The organism is Pseudomonas sp. WC2, from assembly GCF_050586545.1.
Taxonomy (GTDB): Bacteria; Pseudomonadota; Gammaproteobacteria; order Pseudomonadales; family Pseudomonadaceae; genus Aquipseudomonas.
The window spans coordinates 178,271-192,646 of sequence record NZ_JBOBDR010000011.1; the positions used below are offsets into that span (position 1 = coordinate 178,271).

Genomic DNA, 14,376 nt, shown 5'->3' on the forward strand with positions numbered 1-14,376 from the left:
TTATATAGAAGCAGTAGGAGTGGTAAATGGCCGATACGCGGCGTTGGTTCTGGCTCGGTGGGGTTGTCCTGCTTTGCGCATTTGTCTGGTTGCTGCACCCGATCCTCACGCCGTTCCTGGTGGCATTGTTGTTGGCGTATCTGTTCGATCCGCTGGTGGATCGTCTGGAAAAACTCGGGCTGTCGCGAACCTGGGGCGTGATCGCGGTGTTTGCCTTGTTCACCTTGATTGTCACTGCGCTGTTGTTGGTGCTGGTGCCGATGCTCGCCAAGCAACTGCTGCGTTTGTACGAACTGGCGCCGCAGATGCTCGACTGGCTGCAGCACACAGCACTGCCGTGGGCGCAGGCGAAACTGGGCCTTTCTGAGGGGTTCTGGAAGTTCGATAAGGTCAAAGCGGCCATCAGCGAACACATGGGCCAGACCACTGATATCGTCAGTGTGGTGTTGAGTCAGGCGACGGCTTCGAGTCTGGCGCTGATCGGCTGGCTGGCGAATCTGGTGCTGATCCCGGTCGTGAGTTTCTACTTGCTGCGCGACTGGGACGTGATGATGGCCAAGATCCGCAGCCTGCTGCCGCGTGATCGTGAGGCAACCATCGTATCGCTGGCCGGCGAATGTCATGAGGTGCTGGGCGCATTTGTTCGCGGTCAGTTGCTGGTGATGGTCGCACTCGGAGTGATCTATGCCGCGGGCTTGATGATCGTCGGCCTCGAGCTGGGTCTGTTGATCGGCCTGATCGCGGGTCTGGCGGCGATCGTGCCGTACATGGGCTTCGTGATCGGGATTGGCGCGGCGCTGATTGCCGGGCTGTTCCAGTTCGGTGGCGATCTTTATCCAATGGCTGGGATTGTTGCGGTATTCATGGTCGGTCAGGCGCTGGAAGGCATGGTGCTCACGCCATTGCTGGTGGGCGACCGGATCGGTCTGCATCCGGTGGCCGTGATTTTTGCGATTCTGGCCGGCGGCGAGCTGTTCGGGTTTACCGGTGTCTTGCTGGCGTTGCCAGTGGCCGCAGTGATCATGGTGTTGGTGCGCCATGTCCACGACTTGTACAAGGATTCCGAGATTTATAGTGGTGCGGACGAGCCTGAGTTGTAATCGGCTGGGCAGCCCGGCGGGAGCCGGGTTGGCCCGTGTCCTGCAGGTGCTGGCGCCAAAGAAACTGTCATAAAACCAGTACGTTAACGCAAACCTTTGATTTTGCTTGGACTCTGTCGCATTGTGCGCTCAGCTTCACGGGTATAAACTTCGCAAACTTTACACAGAGGCCACTAACGGTTCCTTGAGAACTGTTCAGTCAGCATGAAACCGATTCAGCTGCCCCTAGGTGTGCGTCTGCGTGACGACGCCACCTTCATCAACTACTACCCAGGCGCCAATGCCGCTGCACTCGGCTATGTCGAGCGTCTATGCGAAGCCGACGCCGGCTGGACAGAAAGTCTGATCTATCTGTGGGGCAAGCACGGCGTAGGGCGCACGCATCTGTTGCAGGCAGCCTGCTTGCGCTTCGAACAGATGGGCGAACCGGCGGTGTATCTGCCGCTGGCCGAGTTGATGGATCGCGGTGTTGAAATCCTCGACAACCTTGAGCAGTACGAACTGGTTTGCCTGGATGATTTGCAGGTGATTGCCGGCAAGGCTGACTGGGAAGAGGCAATGTTTCATCTGTTCAACCGTCTGCGTGACAGCGGTCGGCGTCTGCTGATCGCCGCGTCCACTTCTCCGCGTGAACTGCCGGTCAAACTGGCCGACTTGAAATCCCGCCTGACCATGGCGCTGATTTTCCAGATGCGCCCACTTTCCGATGAAGACAAACTGCGTGCCTTGCAATTGCGCGCGTCACGTCGTGGTCTGCACCTGACCGATGAAGTCGGGCACTTTATTTTGACCCGTGGCACCCGCAGCATGAGCGCGCTGTTTGATCTGCTTGAGCAGCTCGATCAGGCCTCTTTGCAAGCGCAACGCAAGCTGACCATTCCCTTCCTGAAGGAAACGCTGGGCTGGTAACGGCGGGGCTTTCAGAGCTTTTCGGCATATTTCAGGCGCCAGAAAATCCGCTTTCCTGCACGTTGCGCAGGCCGCGTCTCGACTCAAATGGGCTTAAGCGCTTAGATGTAAACGAGAAACCGAGAAGTCACAAAAAGATCGATTGAATTTGCAAATGAGGCTGATAGCGGGCATAGTCTCGCCTTCTTTACAACTATCAACCACGGTCGTGCCCATGCTAAAGCGCTTCGCACCCCTCGTGCCTCTCGCATTTGTTACCCTGTTGTTTGGTTGCGCTGCTCATTCTCCAGTTCAAGAGCAGTCTCAACAGGTTAAAAATTCTGCTACTGCCCAGTCTTCCGTTATTTATCAGGAAGAGCTGGACACCGAAAAAGAACTCAACGAATTCAACGGCAAGAAGCCTTATCAGCTTCCTGTTCTGGCCGACAGCATCCTCGAACGCGGCATGTCTCTTATCGGTACCCGTTACCGTTTTGGCGGTACCTCTGAAGCCGGTTTCGATTGCAGCGGTTTCATCGGTTATCTTTTCCGCGAAGAAGCCGGCATGAACCTGCCACGCTCGACGCGCGAAATGATCAACGTCGATGCGCCGCTGGTTTCGCGCGGTAACCTCGAGCCGGGCGATCTGCTGTTCTTCGCTACCAACGGTCGTCGCGGTCGTGTCAGCCACGCCGGGATCTACCTGGGTGACAACCAGTTCATTCACTCCAGCAGTCGTCGCAGCGGCGGTGTTCGCATCGACAGCCTGGGTGACAGCTACTGGAGCAAGACTTTCATCGAAGCGAAACGCGCATTGGCAAACGCTCCGACTGTGGTCACCGCTCGCAAGTAATTCCCCCGATGTCGCTGCGTTCGCGGCGACAATCAGGCTTTCGGTAACGGAGTAGACCTATACTTTACAAGGTTAAGTTAAAGTCTTACTTGAAGTTTGTCGTATAGCCGCTAGAATCCTGAAACTAGTTTGATGGCAAACCGCCTGCGTGCTCCGCAGGCGGTTTTGTTTCTGTCCTTTCGGCAGAGAAAGCCGCAGCCAGATCAGGATGTTCTGCTTATGACCATGTCGGCCCGCCTCGCAATAATGTTCTTCGCAGCGCTGCTCAGCGGCTGCGCCAGCCGTACTCCGCCGCCTGCGCCGGTGGTGCGCGCCCCGGTCGTGTTCGGCCCTTCGCAATCCTTCTCGCCTGCTGCTGAAGACGTGCTGTTCCGCGCGCTCGGGTTGGTGGGCACGCCTTATCGCTGGGGCGGCAATACGCCGGACTCGGGATTCGATTGCAGTGGTCTGATCGGTTTCGTCTACCGCGATGCGGCGGGGATCTCCCTGCCACGATCAACGCGCGAGATGATCGTCATGCAGGCGCCGAATGTCGGCAAGGAAGGTTTGCAAACCGGCGACCTGATCTTCTTCGCCACTAATGGCGGCTCGCAAGTCAGTCATGCGGGGATCTACGTCGGCGAAGGGCGCTTCGTGCATGCGCCGGCCACGGGTGGCACGGTGAAGCTGGACAGCCTGTCGAAGGCGTATTGGCAGAAGGCTTACCTGAGTGCCAAGCGCGTATTGCAGCCAGAGCATCTGGCGCATAACCCGTAATTCAAACTACTCAGAAATCCACTGTGGGAGCTAGCTGTACTAGCTCCCACAGTGTTTTGTGCCAGGCAATAAGTTATTTGGTGGCCGACACTCGCCACACTTTATTGCCCACATCATCCGCCACCAGCAATCCACCTTGGGGGTCGATCACCACGCCTACCGGGCGGCCCAGCGCGTTCTCGTCCTTGTCGAGGAATCCGGTCAGTACATCCACCGGTGTACCGCTCGGTTTGCCGCCGGTAAACGGCACGAAAATCACTTTGTAGCCACTGTGCGGTTTGCGGTTCCACGAGCCGTGCTGGCCGATGAAGGCGCCTTCCTTGAATTGCGCTGGCAAGGTGTTGCCTTCGGCGAAGGTCAGACCAAGCGACGCGGTGTGCGGGCCGACCGCGTAATCCGGGGCGATGGCCTTGGCCACCAGGTCGAGATTTTGCGGTTCGACGCGCACATCCACATGTTGGCCGTAGTAGCTGAACGGCCAGCCATAGAAACCACCGTCCTTGACCGAGGTGATGTAGTCCGGCACCAGATCGCTGCCGATTTCGTCACGCTCGTTGACCGCTGTCCACAGCGCGCCGCTGGTGGGCTCCCACGCCAAGCCGTTCGGGTTGCGGATGCCTGAGGCGAAGATCCGGTGATTGCCGGTCGCCCGATCCACTTCCCAAATCGCTGCGCGACCTTCTTCTTTATCCAGACCATTTTCGCCCACGTTGCTGTTCGAGCCGACAGTCACATACAGCTTGTTGCCGTCCTTGCTGGCGATAACGTTTTTGGTCCAGTGATGGTTCAGCGTGCCGCCGGGCAGATCGGTCACCTTGATCGGCTGCGTCTTGATCTCGGTCGCGCCGGGCTCGTAATGGAAGCGCAACAGTCGATCGGTGTCGGCGACGTACAAATCATTGCCGACCAGGGTCATGCCGAAGGGCGAGTTGAGGTTTTGCAGAAATACCGTGCGGGTTTCGGCCACGCCATCGTGGTCGGCATCGCGCAGCAGGGTGATGCGATTCGGGCTCGGCACGCCGGCGCCGGCCTTGCCCATGACGGTCTTCATGACCCAGCCCTTGATGCCTTTGCTGTCGTCGGGTTTCGGCGGAGCGTTGGTTTCAGCCACCAGTACGTCACCGTTCGGCAGCACGTAGAGCCAGCGCGGATGGTCGAGGCCTTCGGCGAAGGCGGCGACTTGCGTGCCGGCCGCTGCCGTTGGTTTGGCGCCCTCGGGCCAGCCGACCGCCGGGGCGATGTTCACCGTCGGGATCAGGGTTTTGTTTGGTTCGGGCAACTTCGGGGACGGACCGGTGCCGTCGGAGACTTGCAGGCTGGAGGATTCACCGCAGGCGGCAAGTCCTCCGGCGAAGGCGATGACAAAAACGAGCTGGGGCTTGCGCATTGCTGATCTTCCCTATGAATGCATTCTTAATCATAGAGGAGGGCGCAAGCCCGATGGTTCAACTGCTTAGCCGCGTGCTTCCTTGAACAGCACGGCAATGCCGGGGTGATAGTTGCCCGCTTCGCTGCGCAATTTTCGGTAGGCGTAGGGGAAATACCAGGCAACCGCGCAGGTGTGTTCCTTTTGCAGGTCATCAACCATGTCCTGCAGCTCTTCAGGGCTGGCGCTGTGTTGGGCTTTTTGCGGGGCGACAAACAGGCAGCCGAGCTTAAGGTCGCTGGCGAAGCTGATGCGTTTGGCATCGCTGGTGATGTCGAGGAGGGCTTGGGTCAGGTTGAGATTGTTGACCCGAGGCCAGCGCTGTGTGGCCTGGATATACACCCGATCTTCGGCGCCGGCGATGAACAGATCCGCGCGGGCATTGCGCTCGCCTTCTTCATTCTGTTTGCGCGTGGCAGTGTCGTTCAGGGTGACCAGCTCGGCCATCCAGGCGGCTGCCGAGAGCAATCCGAGATTGGCTTTCTCGTCATGCCAGTAAGGGGTGTCGCTGTCGCCGCGCACGGCGTTGTAGCGGTCGATACAGTCAAACCAGCGTTCAAGCATCGGGCGCAGGAATTCCAGGCGCGGGTTGCTGATGATCATGCCTTGCATCGTCATCATCCTTATTGTTGTAGTGGCTTTTCGGGAAAAGCATGGCTCTTTGATATCATTTGTATCGGCATGGCACAAGATTGGCGGCAGATAATTGATCGACGGCAGTTATTCGCCCGCTGGCCGCCTCTTTAATTGACGCTCCACCCCCAACCCTCTAACCTTCGCGGCTTGTTTCAGGTGCTCTGTGGCTGCGGTCGACAGAGTGAAACAGGGAAGCCGGTGAGGCTTGTCTTCAAGCGAAGAACGATCACGATCCCGGCGCTGCCCCCGCAACGGTAAATGAGTAAAAGCTGCGTCGAATGCCACTGCTTAAAGCGGGAAGGCGCGCAGTCAGGCAGACGCCGCTCATGAGCCCGGAGACCGGCCTGATCCATCCAGCGGCATCACGGTGGGCGATGCCAGGCTTTTTGCCGTCTATTCTTTTGCCTGCCCGCCGTTATCCAGCCCCAACGGAGAGCTCCCCCATGACTGATTCCCCCGAGCGCGACGAACGCCACCTGGCGCGTATGCAGCGCAAAAAAGCCGTGATCGACGAACGCATCGCCAACTCGCCTGACGAGTGCGGCCTGGTGCTGGTGCTGACCGGTAACGGCAAAGGCAAAAGCAGCTCGGCGTTCGGTATGCTCGCCCGCGCCATGGGCCATGGCATGCAGTGCGGCGTGGTGCAGTTCATCAAGGGCCGCAACAGCACCGGCGAAGAGTTGTTCTTCCGCCGCTTCCCCGAGCAAGTGCGCTTCCACGTGATGGGCGAGGGCTTCACCTGGGAAACCCAGGACCGTCAGCGCGACATCGCCGCCGCCGAAGCCGCGTGGGCCGTGTCCCGTGAGTTGCTGCGTGATCCGTCGATCGGTCTGGTGGTGCTCGATGAGTTGAACATCGCCCTCAAGCACGGCTACCTCGATCTCGATCAGGTGCTCAGCGATCTGCAGGCCCGTCCGCCGATGCAGCACGTGATCGTCACCGGTCGCGCGGCGAAGCCGGAAATGATCGAAATGGGCGACACGGTCACCGAAATGGGCATGCTCAAACACGCCTTCCAGGCAGGCATCAAAGCGCAGAAAGGCGTCGAACTTTGAATCAACCACGTCACTGCCCGGCGGTACTCATTGCCGCGCCGGCTTCCGGTCAGGGCAAGACCACCGTCACCGCCGCACTCGCTCGTTTGCATCGCAATCAGGGGCGCAAGGTGCGCGTGTTCAAATGCGGCCCGGATTTTCTCGACCCGATGATCCTCGAGCGCGCCAGCGGTGCGCCGGTGTATCAACTGGATATGTGGATGGTCGGCGAGCAGGAAAGTCGTCGGCTGTTGTGGGAAGCCGCCGCCGAGGCGGATCTGATTCTGATCGAAGGCGTGATGGGTCTGTTCGACGGTACGCCGTCCAGCGCCGATCTGGCTCGGCACTTCGGTGTGCCGGTGCTCGGTGTGATCGACGGCACTGCCATGGCGCAGACCTTTGGGGCGTTGGCGTTGGGTTTGGCGAAGTATCAGCCGGATCTGCCGTTTGCCGGTGTGTTGGCCAACCGCGTTGGCACTCTGCGCCATGCGCAACTGCTCGAAGGCAGTCTCACCGAAGGTCTGCGCTGGTACGGCGCGTTGTCTCGCGAGACCGGCATCGAACTGCCGAGTCGCCATCTCGGCCTGGTCCAGGCCAGCGAATTGAATGATCTCGATGTGCGTCTCGACGCTGCCGCCGATGCCCTCGCCAGCAGTTGCGAGGTAGCGCTGCCACCGGCCGTGGAATTCGCCGCGCCTGACGTCATCGCCGTCGAGCCGCTGTTGAAGAATGTGCGAATCGCCGTCGCCCGGGATGAGGCGTTTGCCTTCACCTACGGCGCGAGCCTCGATCTGTTGCGCGCGATGGGTGCCGAGTTGAGCTTCTTCTCGCCAATCCGCGACACGCAATTGCCGGAGGCGGACAGTCTGTATTTGCCCGGCGGGTATCCGGAATTGCATCACGTGGCGTTGTCACAGAACACGTCGATGGTTGCGGCGATCCGAGCGCATCATGCAGCGGGCAAACCGTTGCTCGCTGAGTGTGGCGGGATGCTGTATCTGCTCGGTTCGTTGACGGATGTTGAAGGCACTCGCGCCGAGTTGGTCGGGTTGCTCAAGGGCGACGCGGTGATGCAAAAGCGTCTGGCGGCGTTGGCGTTGCAAGCGGTGGATCTGCCGGAAGGATCGTTGCGTGGGCACACGTATCATCATTCGCTGACGACTACCGAACTGGCGCCGATTGCGCGGGGTTTGAGCCCGAATGGCGGGCGCGGGGCCGAGGCGGTTTATCGTGAGGGGCGGATGACGGCTTCTTACGTGCACTTTTATTTTCCGTCGAATCCTGTGGCTGTCGCTGCACTGTTTCTGCCTGATCCTGAGGGCGCCTTCGCGAGCAGGCTCGCTCCCACATTGGATCACCTAACCCCTGTGGGAGCGAGCCTGCTCGCGAAAGGGCCATGACCGACAACGCATTCTCCGAGGCCGAACGCGAAGCGGTGTATCGGGCCATCGCCGAACGCCGCGACATGCGCCACTTCACCGGTGGCACGGTCGAGCCGGATCTGCTGCGCCGACTCTTGGAAGCCGCTCACCAGGCCCCAAGCGTCGGCCTGATGCAGCCCTGGCGCTTCATCCGCATCAGCGACCGCACCCTGCGCAGCCAAATCCAGAACCTCGTCGAAGATGAGCGCATCCGCACCGCCGAAGCCCTCGGCGAGCGCAGTGATGAGTTCATGAAACTCAAGGTCGAAGGCATCCACGACTGCGCTGAAGTGCTGGTCGCGGCGCTGATGGATGATCGCGACAAACACATTTTTGGCCGTCGCACACTGCCGGAAATGGACATGGCCTCGTTGTCTTGCGCGATTCAAAATCTGTGGCTGGCGTCCCGTGCCGAAGGCTTGGGCATGGGCTGGGTTTCGCTGTTCGAGCCACAAGCGTTGGCCGATCTGCTGAAATTGCCGCAAGGCGCTAAACCTCTGGCCGTTTTGTGCCTGGGCCCGGTCAAGGAATTCTATCCGGCGCCGATGCTGGTACTCGAAGGGTGGGCGCGGGCGCGTCCGCTCAATGAGTTGCTGTACGAAAATTATTGGGGAGTGAGTCAATGAGTGTGGCGTTGTTGAGTGTCGCTGCGGTTGCGCTGGATGCGCTGCTCGGTGAACCGAAACGCTGGCATCCGCTGGTGGCGTTCGGCAATTTTGCCGGGCGCATCGAGCAACGTTTCAACGCCGGTGGGCGTGGCTGGCGCAGCCATGGCGTCACCGCGTGGGTGATCGCGGTGCTGCCGCTGACCTTGCTCGCCACGGCGTTTTCCTGGGCGCCGTACGTGGGTTGGGTGGTCGAAATTCTCGCGCTGTATTGCGCGCTCGGCATGCGCAGCCTCGGTGAGCATGTCGCGCCGGTGGCCGCTGCATTGCGCGCGGATGATCTGGACGAGGCACGCAAGCGCGTCGGCTATCTGGTCAGCCGTCAGACTGATGACCTCGACAGCACCGCCGTCGCCCGCGCCGCCACCGAATCGGTGCTGGAGAATGGCAGCGATGCGGTATTCGCCGCACTGTTCTGGTTTGTCGTCGCCGGCGCGCCGGGCGTGGTGCTCTACCGCCTGAGCAATACCCTCGACGCGATGTGGGGTTATCGCAATGAACGCTTCGAACGTTTCGGTTGGGCGGCGGCGAAAATCGACGACGTGTTGAACTACATTCCTGCACGTCTGGTGGCGTTGACCTACGCGCTACTCGGCAAAACCCGACTTGCGTTGAAGTGCTGGCGTACACAAGCGCCGCAATGGGACAGCCCCAACGCCGGCCCGGTGATGGCCGCAGGCGCTGGCGCACTGGGTGTGGAATTGGGTGGCCCGGCGATCTACCACGGCGAACTGCATGAGCGTCCGCAACTGGGCGAGGGCGCTCCGGCCGATGCCGATTCCATCGACCGTGGCTGGCAATTGGTCCAGCGCGGGGTATGGTTATGGCTGCTGATTCTCTGCGTGGGGGCTGAATTCTATGCTTGAGCACGGTGGCCGGCTGCGCAAGGCTGCACACGATTACGGCATCGCCGAGGCCGACTGGCTCGACCTGTCCAGCGGTCTGGCGCCGTGGCCATTTCCGATCCCTGAAATCCCGCTGCGCGCCTGGGCACGTTTGCCAGAGACCGATGACGGTCTCGAGCAAGCCGCGTGCGATTACTACGGCGCGGGGCAGGTGCTGCCGGTCGCCGGTTCGCAGATGGCTATCCAGTTGCTGCCGCGTTTGCGTCGCGCCGGCAAGGTCGGCGTGTTGTCGCCGTGCTACGCCGAACACGCCGAGGCCTGGCGCCGCAGTGGCTACATCGTGCGCGAAGTGCAGGAGCAGGAGGTCGAATTCTTTCTCGACAACCTCGACGTGCTGGTGGTGGTCAACCCGAACAATCCGACCGGCCTGAGCCTGACCCCCGCGCGACTGCTCGACTGGCACGCACGACTGGCCCAGCGCGGCGGTTGGCTGGTGGTCGACGAAGCGTTCATGGATAACACACCGCAACTGAGCCTGGCACCGCATGCGCATCAGGTCGGTTTGATCGTGTTGCGCTCCTTCGGCAAGTTTTTTGGTCTCGCCGGCGTGCGTCTGGGTTTTGTCCTGGCCGAGCGCAAGTTGCTCCGGTTGCTCGCCGAGCAGGTCGGGCCGTGGGTGGTGAGCGGGCCGACGCGGGTGCTCGGCCAAGCGTGCCTGCAAGACACGGAAAACCACACACGCCAGCGTATTCGTAGCGAAGAAGCGAGCGAACGGCTGGCATCGTTGCTCGAACGCTACGGCTTCAAACCCCAGGGCGGATGCGCGTTGTTTCAGTGGCTGATCACTGATCAAGCGCAAGCGCTGCACGAGTTCATGGCCCGACGCGGCATTCTTCTGCGCATCTTCACCCACAACAGCAGCCTGCGTTTCGGTCTGCCGGCTGATGCGGTTGAAGAGGCGCGTCTCGAACAGGCGTTAATCGCTTTCACCAAGGACGACAACCCATGACCACCCTGATGGTGCAGGGCACCACTTCCGATGCCGGCAAAAGCACACTGGTCACCGCGCTGTGTCGCTGGGCGACCCGTCAGGGCATCGCGGTCGTGCCGTTCAAGCCGCAGAACATGGCGCTCAACAGCGCGGTGACGGCGGACGGTGGCGAGATCGGCCGCGCGCAAGCGGTGCAGGCGCAAGCGGCGTTTCTTCAGCCGCACACCGACATGAACCCTGTTCTACTGAAACCGAACAGCGACACCGGCGCCCAAGTGATCATCCATGGTCGCGCGGTGACGTCGATGAATGCGGTGGCCTATCACGACTACAAAGCCATCGCGATGCAAGCGGTTCTGGCGTCTCACCAACGACTGAGCGCCGCCTACCCGCTGGTCATGGTTGAAGGTGCAGGCTCGCCGGCCGAGATCAATCTGCGCGCCGGCGATATTGCCAACATGGGCTTCGCCGAAGCGGTGGATTGCCCGGTGTTGTTGATTGCCGACATCAATCGCGGTGGCGTTTTCGCCCACTTGGTCGGCACGCTGGAACTGCTCTCGCCGAGCGAACAGGCGCGGGTCAAAGGTTTCATTATCAATCGTTTTCGTGGCGACATCGCCTTGCTGCAACCGGGCCTCGATTGGCTGGAACAGCGCACCGGCAAACCTGTAGTGGGCGTGCTGCCGTACGTGATGGACCTGCACCTGGAAGCCGAGGACGGCATCGATCAGCGCCAGACCGACAAGGCCGAGCAAGTGCTGAAAGTGGTGGTGCCAGTACTGCCGCGCATCAGCAACCACACCGATTTCGATCCGCTGCGTTTGCATTCGCAGGTCGATCTTCAATTTGTCGGCCCGGGGCAGGCGATTCCTCCCGCCGATCTGATCATCCTGCCCGGTTCGAAAAGCGTGCGCAGCGATCTGGCCTATCTGCGTGCCAATGGCTGGGACGCGGCGATCAGTCGGCATTTGCGTTATGGCGGCAAAGTGCTGGGGATTTGCGGTGGCCTGCAAATGCTTGGCGAGCAGGTACACGATCCCCTCGGCCTCGAAGGCGCGCCGGGTTCCAGCGCAGGTCTCGGCTTGCTGGCGTTCGAAACCACGCTTGAAGCCGAGAAGCAGTTGCGCAATGTGCGCGGACGGCTGGCGCTGGAAGATGCCGAGGTCAGTGGTTATGAAATCCATGCCGGCGTGACGTCCGGGCCGGCGCTGGAGAACGCGGCGGTGCATCTGGATGATGGTCGTTGCGACGGTGCGCAGAGCGTTGATGGGCAGGTGTTTGGCACCTATCTGCATGGCTTGTTCGAAGCGCCGGCGGCGAGTGCGGCGTTGCTGCGCTGGGCCGGGTTGAGCGATGTGCAGGAAGTCGATTACCACGGCTTGCGCGAACGCGATATCGAGCGGTTGGCGGATTTGGTGGAGAAGTATCTGGATACTGATCTGTTGCGTCAGCTCTGCGGGATTTGATTCGTCTGTCCGGACCTCTTCGCGAGCAGGCTCGCTCCCACAGTTAATGCGGTTAGCCGTATATTTTGAGTACAACTCGTCACCTTGTGGGAGCGAGCCTGCTCGCGAAGGCGGCGGTTGCTTCACTACCTATTTTCCTGGATAAACCCATGCTCCAACTGATCCTCGGCGGCGCCCGCTCCGGCAAAAGTCGCCTGGCAGAAAAACTCGCCAGCGAAAGTAATCTCGCGGTCACCTACATCGCCACCAGCCAACCGCTGGATGGCGAGATGAACGACCGCGTCGCCCATCACCGCGCGCGTCGCCCCGTCGAATGGGCGCTCATCGAAGAACCCCTCGAACTCGCCCGCGTCCTGCGCGAATCCGCCAGCGCCGAGCATTGCCTGCTGGTCGATTGCCTGACCCTGTGGCTGACCAATCTGCTGATGCTCGACGATGCCGAGCGCCTTGCCGCCGAGCGCGAAGCCCTGCTCGAATGCCTGGCGTCGCTGCCGGGTGAAGTCATTTTTGTCAGCAACGAGACCGGAATGGGTGTCGTGCCGCTGGGCGAATTGACTCGCCGCTACGTTGATGAAGCCGGTTGGCTGCATCAAGCTTTGGCTGAGCGCTGTCAGCGTGTTGTCCTGACTGTCGCCGGCCTGCCCCTGACTTTGAAAGGACCTGCGTTATGACTCAAACCTGGTGGCTGACCCCGTGCAAACCGGTGCATGCCGATATCGTCGAGCAAGCCGCCGCGCGGCAGCAGCAACTGACCAAGCCGGCGGGTTCGCTGGGGCAACTGGAGTCGGTGGCGGTGCAACTGGCCGGCCTGCAGGGCCAGGTCAAACCGACGCTGGAGCAGATCTGGATCGCGATTTTTGCCGGTGATCACGGCGTAGTCGCGGAAGGTGTTTCGGCATTCCCGCAGGAAGTCACTGGGCAGATGCTGCTCAACTTCGTCAGCGGCGGAGCGGCGATCAGCGTGCTGGCGCGGCAGCTCGGCGCGCAACTGGAAGTGGTCGATCTGGGCACCGTTAATCCCGCGCTGAACCTGGCGGGCGTGCGTCACTTGAACATCGGCGCGGGCACGGCGAATTTCGTGCAGGGCTCGGCGATGACTCAGGCCCAGGGCGAGCTGGCATTACAGGCCGGTCGGGACAGCGTGCTGCGCGCGAAAGCGGCGGGCGCGCAGTTGTTCATCGGTGGAGAAATGGGCATCGGCAACACCACGGCCGCCAGTGCACTGGCCTGCGCCTTGCTCGATTGCCCGGTGACGCATCTGACCGGCCCCGGCACCGGTTTGAACGCCGAAGGCGTCAGTCACAAGGCGCTGGTCATCGAGCGCGCACTGGCATTGCACGCGGCACAACGTGGCGATGCGTTGCAGACGCTGTTCAATCTCGGTGGTTTCGAAATCGCGGCGCTGGTCGGCGCGTATCTGGCGTGCGCGCAAGAAGGCGTTGCGGTGCTGGTTGACGGCTTCATCTGCACGGTCGCGGCGCTGGTCGCTGTGCGCTTGAATCCAGCGAGCCGTGAGTGGCTGTTGTTCGGCCATCGTGGCGCCGAGCCGGGCCACCGTCATGTGCTGGAAACCCTGCACGCCGAACCCTTGCTGGAGCTGGGTCTGCGCTTGGGCGAGGGCAGTGGCGCGGCGCTGGCGGTGCCGCTGTTGCGTCTGGCCTGCGACCTGCACGGGCAGATGGCGACGTTCGCCGAAGCCGCTGTGGCGGATCGCCCGGCATGACCTTGCGCTTGGATCTGCTGCGTCACGGTGAGACTGAACTCGGCGGCGGCCTGCGCGGCAGCCTCGACGATGCGCTGACTGAAAACGGCTGGGCGCAGATGCGTGCGGCAGTCGTCGAGGGCGGGCCGTGGGATCGACTGGTCAGTTCGCCGTTGCAGCGTTGCGCGCGGTTTGCGGCTGAACTCGGTGAACAACTGAATCTGCCAGTGCAACTGGACAAGGATCTGCAAGAGCTGCATTTCGGTGCGTGGGAAGGGCAGAGCGCGGCGGCGTTGATGGAGACTGACGCTGAGGCGTTGGGACTGTTTTGGGCTGATCCTTACGGCTTTACACCGCCGCAGGGTGAGCCGGTCAGTGATTTTTCCGCCCGTGTCCTCGCCGCCGTTGCGCGGCTGCACAATGCCTACGCTGGCGAGCGGATTTTGCTGATCAGTCACGGTGGTGTGATGCGTTTATTGCTGGCGCAGGCGCGAGGCTTGCCGCGCGAACAACTGCTCAATGTTGAAGTCGCTCACGGCGCGATGTTTACGCTGACAGTCGAGGCCGACGGCTCACTCAAGGAAGGTCACTGA

The 14,376-nt window shown here is 61.2% G+C and carries 15 protein-coding genes and 1 riboswitch; of the genes, 13 read left to right on the forward strand and 2 right to left on the reverse strand.

All coding sequences use genetic code 11. The annotated features are described in order from the left end of the window. The first annotated feature begins 26 nt into the window (after window positions 1-26). From ACQ4OE_RS15680 to ACQ4OE_RS15695, 4 genes are all read left to right on the forward strand, one after another. A complete protein-coding gene (locus tag ACQ4OE_RS15680; protein ID WP_122593517.1) occupies window positions 27-1,100 on the forward strand; it encodes an AI-2E family transporter in 1,074 nt (357 codons plus the stop codon). A gap of 204 nt (window positions 1,101-1,304) precedes the next feature. Then, window positions 1,305-2,009, forward strand: a complete 705-nt coding sequence (gene hda / locus ACQ4OE_RS15685) for a DnaA regulatory inactivator Hda (RefSeq protein ID WP_008082931.1) — start codon at window positions 1,305-1,307, stop codon at window positions 2,007-2,009. Between the two features lie 214 nt (window positions 2,010-2,223). Next, window positions 2,224-2,841, forward strand: a complete 618-nt coding sequence (locus tag ACQ4OE_RS15690) for a C40 family peptidase (RefSeq protein ID WP_122593519.1) — start codon at window positions 2,224-2,226, stop codon at window positions 2,839-2,841. 219 nt (window positions 2,842-3,060) lie between these two features. Beyond that, window positions 3,061-3,597: a C40 family peptidase gene (locus tag ACQ4OE_RS15695; protein WP_122593521.1), complete on the forward strand. Its 537-nt coding sequence runs from the start codon at window positions 3,061-3,063 to the stop codon at window positions 3,595-3,597. 73 nt (window positions 3,598-3,670) lie between these two features. Here ACQ4OE_RS15695 and ACQ4OE_RS15700 read toward each other — a convergent pair whose 3' ends face one another. Together ACQ4OE_RS15700 and ACQ4OE_RS15705 are read right to left on the reverse strand one after the other, a co-directional pair. Beyond that, window positions 3,671-4,984 (reverse strand): PQQ-dependent sugar dehydrogenase, encoded by a 1,314-nt coding sequence (locus tag ACQ4OE_RS15700; RefSeq protein ID WP_122593523.1) that lies wholly within the window; start codon window positions 4,982-4,984, stop codon window positions 3,671-3,673. Between the two features lie 66 nt (window positions 4,985-5,050). Further along, window positions 5,051-5,635 carry a hypothetical protein gene (locus tag ACQ4OE_RS15705; protein ID WP_430947151.1) on the reverse strand — a complete coding sequence of 195 codons (585 nt, stop codon included), beginning with the start codon at window positions 5,633-5,635 and terminating at the stop codon, window positions 5,051-5,053. A gap of 161 nt (window positions 5,636-5,796) precedes the next feature. Then, window positions 5,797-6,021, forward strand: a riboswitch (cobalamin riboswitch). Window positions 6,022-6,102: 81 nt separating this feature from the next. Here ACQ4OE_RS15705 and cobO point away from each other — a divergent pair. From cobO to cobC, 9 genes are all read left to right on the forward strand, one after another. Then, window positions 6,103-6,714, forward strand: a complete 612-nt coding sequence (cobO, locus tag ACQ4OE_RS15710; protein ID WP_003223053.1) for a cob(I)yrinic acid a,c-diamide adenosyltransferase — start codon at window positions 6,103-6,105, stop codon at window positions 6,712-6,714. Further along, window positions 6,711-8,093, forward strand: a complete 1,383-nt coding sequence (locus ACQ4OE_RS15715; protein WP_430947152.1) for a cobyrinate a,c-diamide synthase — start codon at window positions 6,711-6,713, stop codon at window positions 8,091-8,093. The genes cobO and ACQ4OE_RS15715 overlap by 4 nt, the downstream gene beginning before the upstream one ends. After that, window positions 8,090-8,740 (forward strand): 5,6-dimethylbenzimidazole synthase, encoded by a 651-nt coding sequence (gene bluB, locus ACQ4OE_RS15720; protein WP_430947153.1) that lies wholly within the window; start codon window positions 8,090-8,092, stop codon window positions 8,738-8,740. Before ACQ4OE_RS15715 ends, bluB begins: the two co-directional genes overlap by 4 nt. Next, the gene (cbiB, locus tag ACQ4OE_RS15725) at window positions 8,737-9,645 is read left to right on the forward strand and encodes an adenosylcobinamide-phosphate synthase CbiB (protein WP_430947154.1); all 909 of its coding nucleotides are present in this window, start codon (window positions 8,737-8,739) and stop codon (window positions 9,643-9,645) included. The genes bluB and cbiB overlap by 4 nt, the downstream gene beginning before the upstream one ends. Then, a complete protein-coding gene (gene cobD, locus ACQ4OE_RS15730; RefSeq protein ID WP_430947155.1) occupies window positions 9,638-10,633 on the forward strand; it encodes a threonine-phosphate decarboxylase CobD in 996 nt (331 codons plus the stop codon). Before cbiB ends, cobD begins: the two co-directional genes overlap by 8 nt. Continuing rightward, window positions 10,630-12,081 carry a cobyric acid synthase gene (locus tag ACQ4OE_RS15735; RefSeq protein ID WP_430947156.1) on the forward strand — a complete coding sequence of 484 codons (1,452 nt, stop codon included), beginning with the start codon at window positions 10,630-10,632 and terminating at the stop codon, window positions 12,079-12,081. The genes cobD and ACQ4OE_RS15735 overlap by 4 nt, the downstream gene beginning before the upstream one ends. 149 nt (window positions 12,082-12,230) lie before the next feature. Continuing rightward, the gene (gene cobU, locus ACQ4OE_RS15740) at window positions 12,231-12,752 is read left to right on the forward strand and encodes a bifunctional adenosylcobinamide kinase/adenosylcobinamide-phosphate guanylyltransferase (protein ID WP_430947157.1); all 522 of its coding nucleotides are present in this window, start codon (window positions 12,231-12,233) and stop codon (window positions 12,750-12,752) included. Further along, a complete protein-coding gene (cobT, locus tag ACQ4OE_RS15745) occupies window positions 12,749-13,804 on the forward strand; it encodes a nicotinate-nucleotide--dimethylbenzimidazole phosphoribosyltransferase (RefSeq protein ID WP_430947158.1) in 1,056 nt (351 codons plus the stop codon). Before cobU ends, cobT begins: the two co-directional genes overlap by 4 nt. Then, on the forward strand, window positions 13,801-14,376 hold the full coding sequence (gene cobC, locus ACQ4OE_RS15750; protein WP_430947159.1) for an alpha-ribazole phosphatase family protein: 576 nt from the start codon (window positions 13,801-13,803) through the stop codon (window positions 14,374-14,376). Before cobT ends, cobC begins: the two co-directional genes overlap by 4 nt.

Coding starts and splice junctions, on each gene's coding strand:
- ACQ4OE_RS15680 (WP_122593517.1), top strand. CDS start 27: ATGGCCGATACGCGGCGTTGGTTCTGGCTCGGTGGGGTTGTCCTGCTT.
- hda (WP_008082931.1), top strand. CDS start 1,305: ATGAAACCGATTCAGCTGCCCCTAGGTGTGCGTCTGCGTGACGACGCC.
- ACQ4OE_RS15690 (WP_122593519.1), top strand. CDS start 2,224: ATGCTAAAGCGCTTCGCACCCCTCGTGCCTCTCGCATTTGTTACCCTG.
- ACQ4OE_RS15695 (WP_122593521.1), top strand. CDS start 3,061: ATGACCATGTCGGCCCGCCTCGCAATAATGTTCTTCGCAGCGCTGCTC.
- ACQ4OE_RS15700 (WP_122593523.1), bottom strand. CDS start 4,984: ATGCGCAAGCCCCAGCTCGTTTTTGTCATCGCCTTCGCCGGAGGACTT.
- ACQ4OE_RS15705 (WP_430947151.1), bottom strand. CDS start 5,635: ATGCAAGGCATGATCATCAGCAACCCGCGCCTGGAATTCCTGCGCCCG.
- cobO (WP_003223053.1), top strand. CDS start 6,103: ATGACTGATTCCCCCGAGCGCGACGAACGCCACCTGGCGCGTATGCAG.
- bluB (WP_430947153.1), top strand. CDS start 8,090: ATGACCGACAACGCATTCTCCGAGGCCGAACGCGAAGCGGTGTATCGG.
- cbiB (WP_430947154.1), top strand. CDS start 8,737: ATGAGTGTGGCGTTGTTGAGTGTCGCTGCGGTTGCGCTGGATGCGCTG.
- cobD (WP_430947155.1), top strand. CDS start 9,638: ATGCTTGAGCACGGTGGCCGGCTGCGCAAGGCTGCACACGATTACGGC.
- ACQ4OE_RS15735 (WP_430947156.1), top strand. CDS start 10,630: ATGACCACCCTGATGGTGCAGGGCACCACTTCCGATGCCGGCAAAAGC.
- cobU (WP_430947157.1), top strand. CDS start 12,231: ATGCTCCAACTGATCCTCGGCGGCGCCCGCTCCGGCAAAAGTCGCCTG.
- cobT (WP_430947158.1), top strand. CDS start 12,749: ATGACTCAAACCTGGTGGCTGACCCCGTGCAAACCGGTGCATGCCGAT.
- cobC (WP_430947159.1), top strand. CDS start 13,801: ATGACCTTGCGCTTGGATCTGCTGCGTCACGGTGAGACTGAACTCGGC.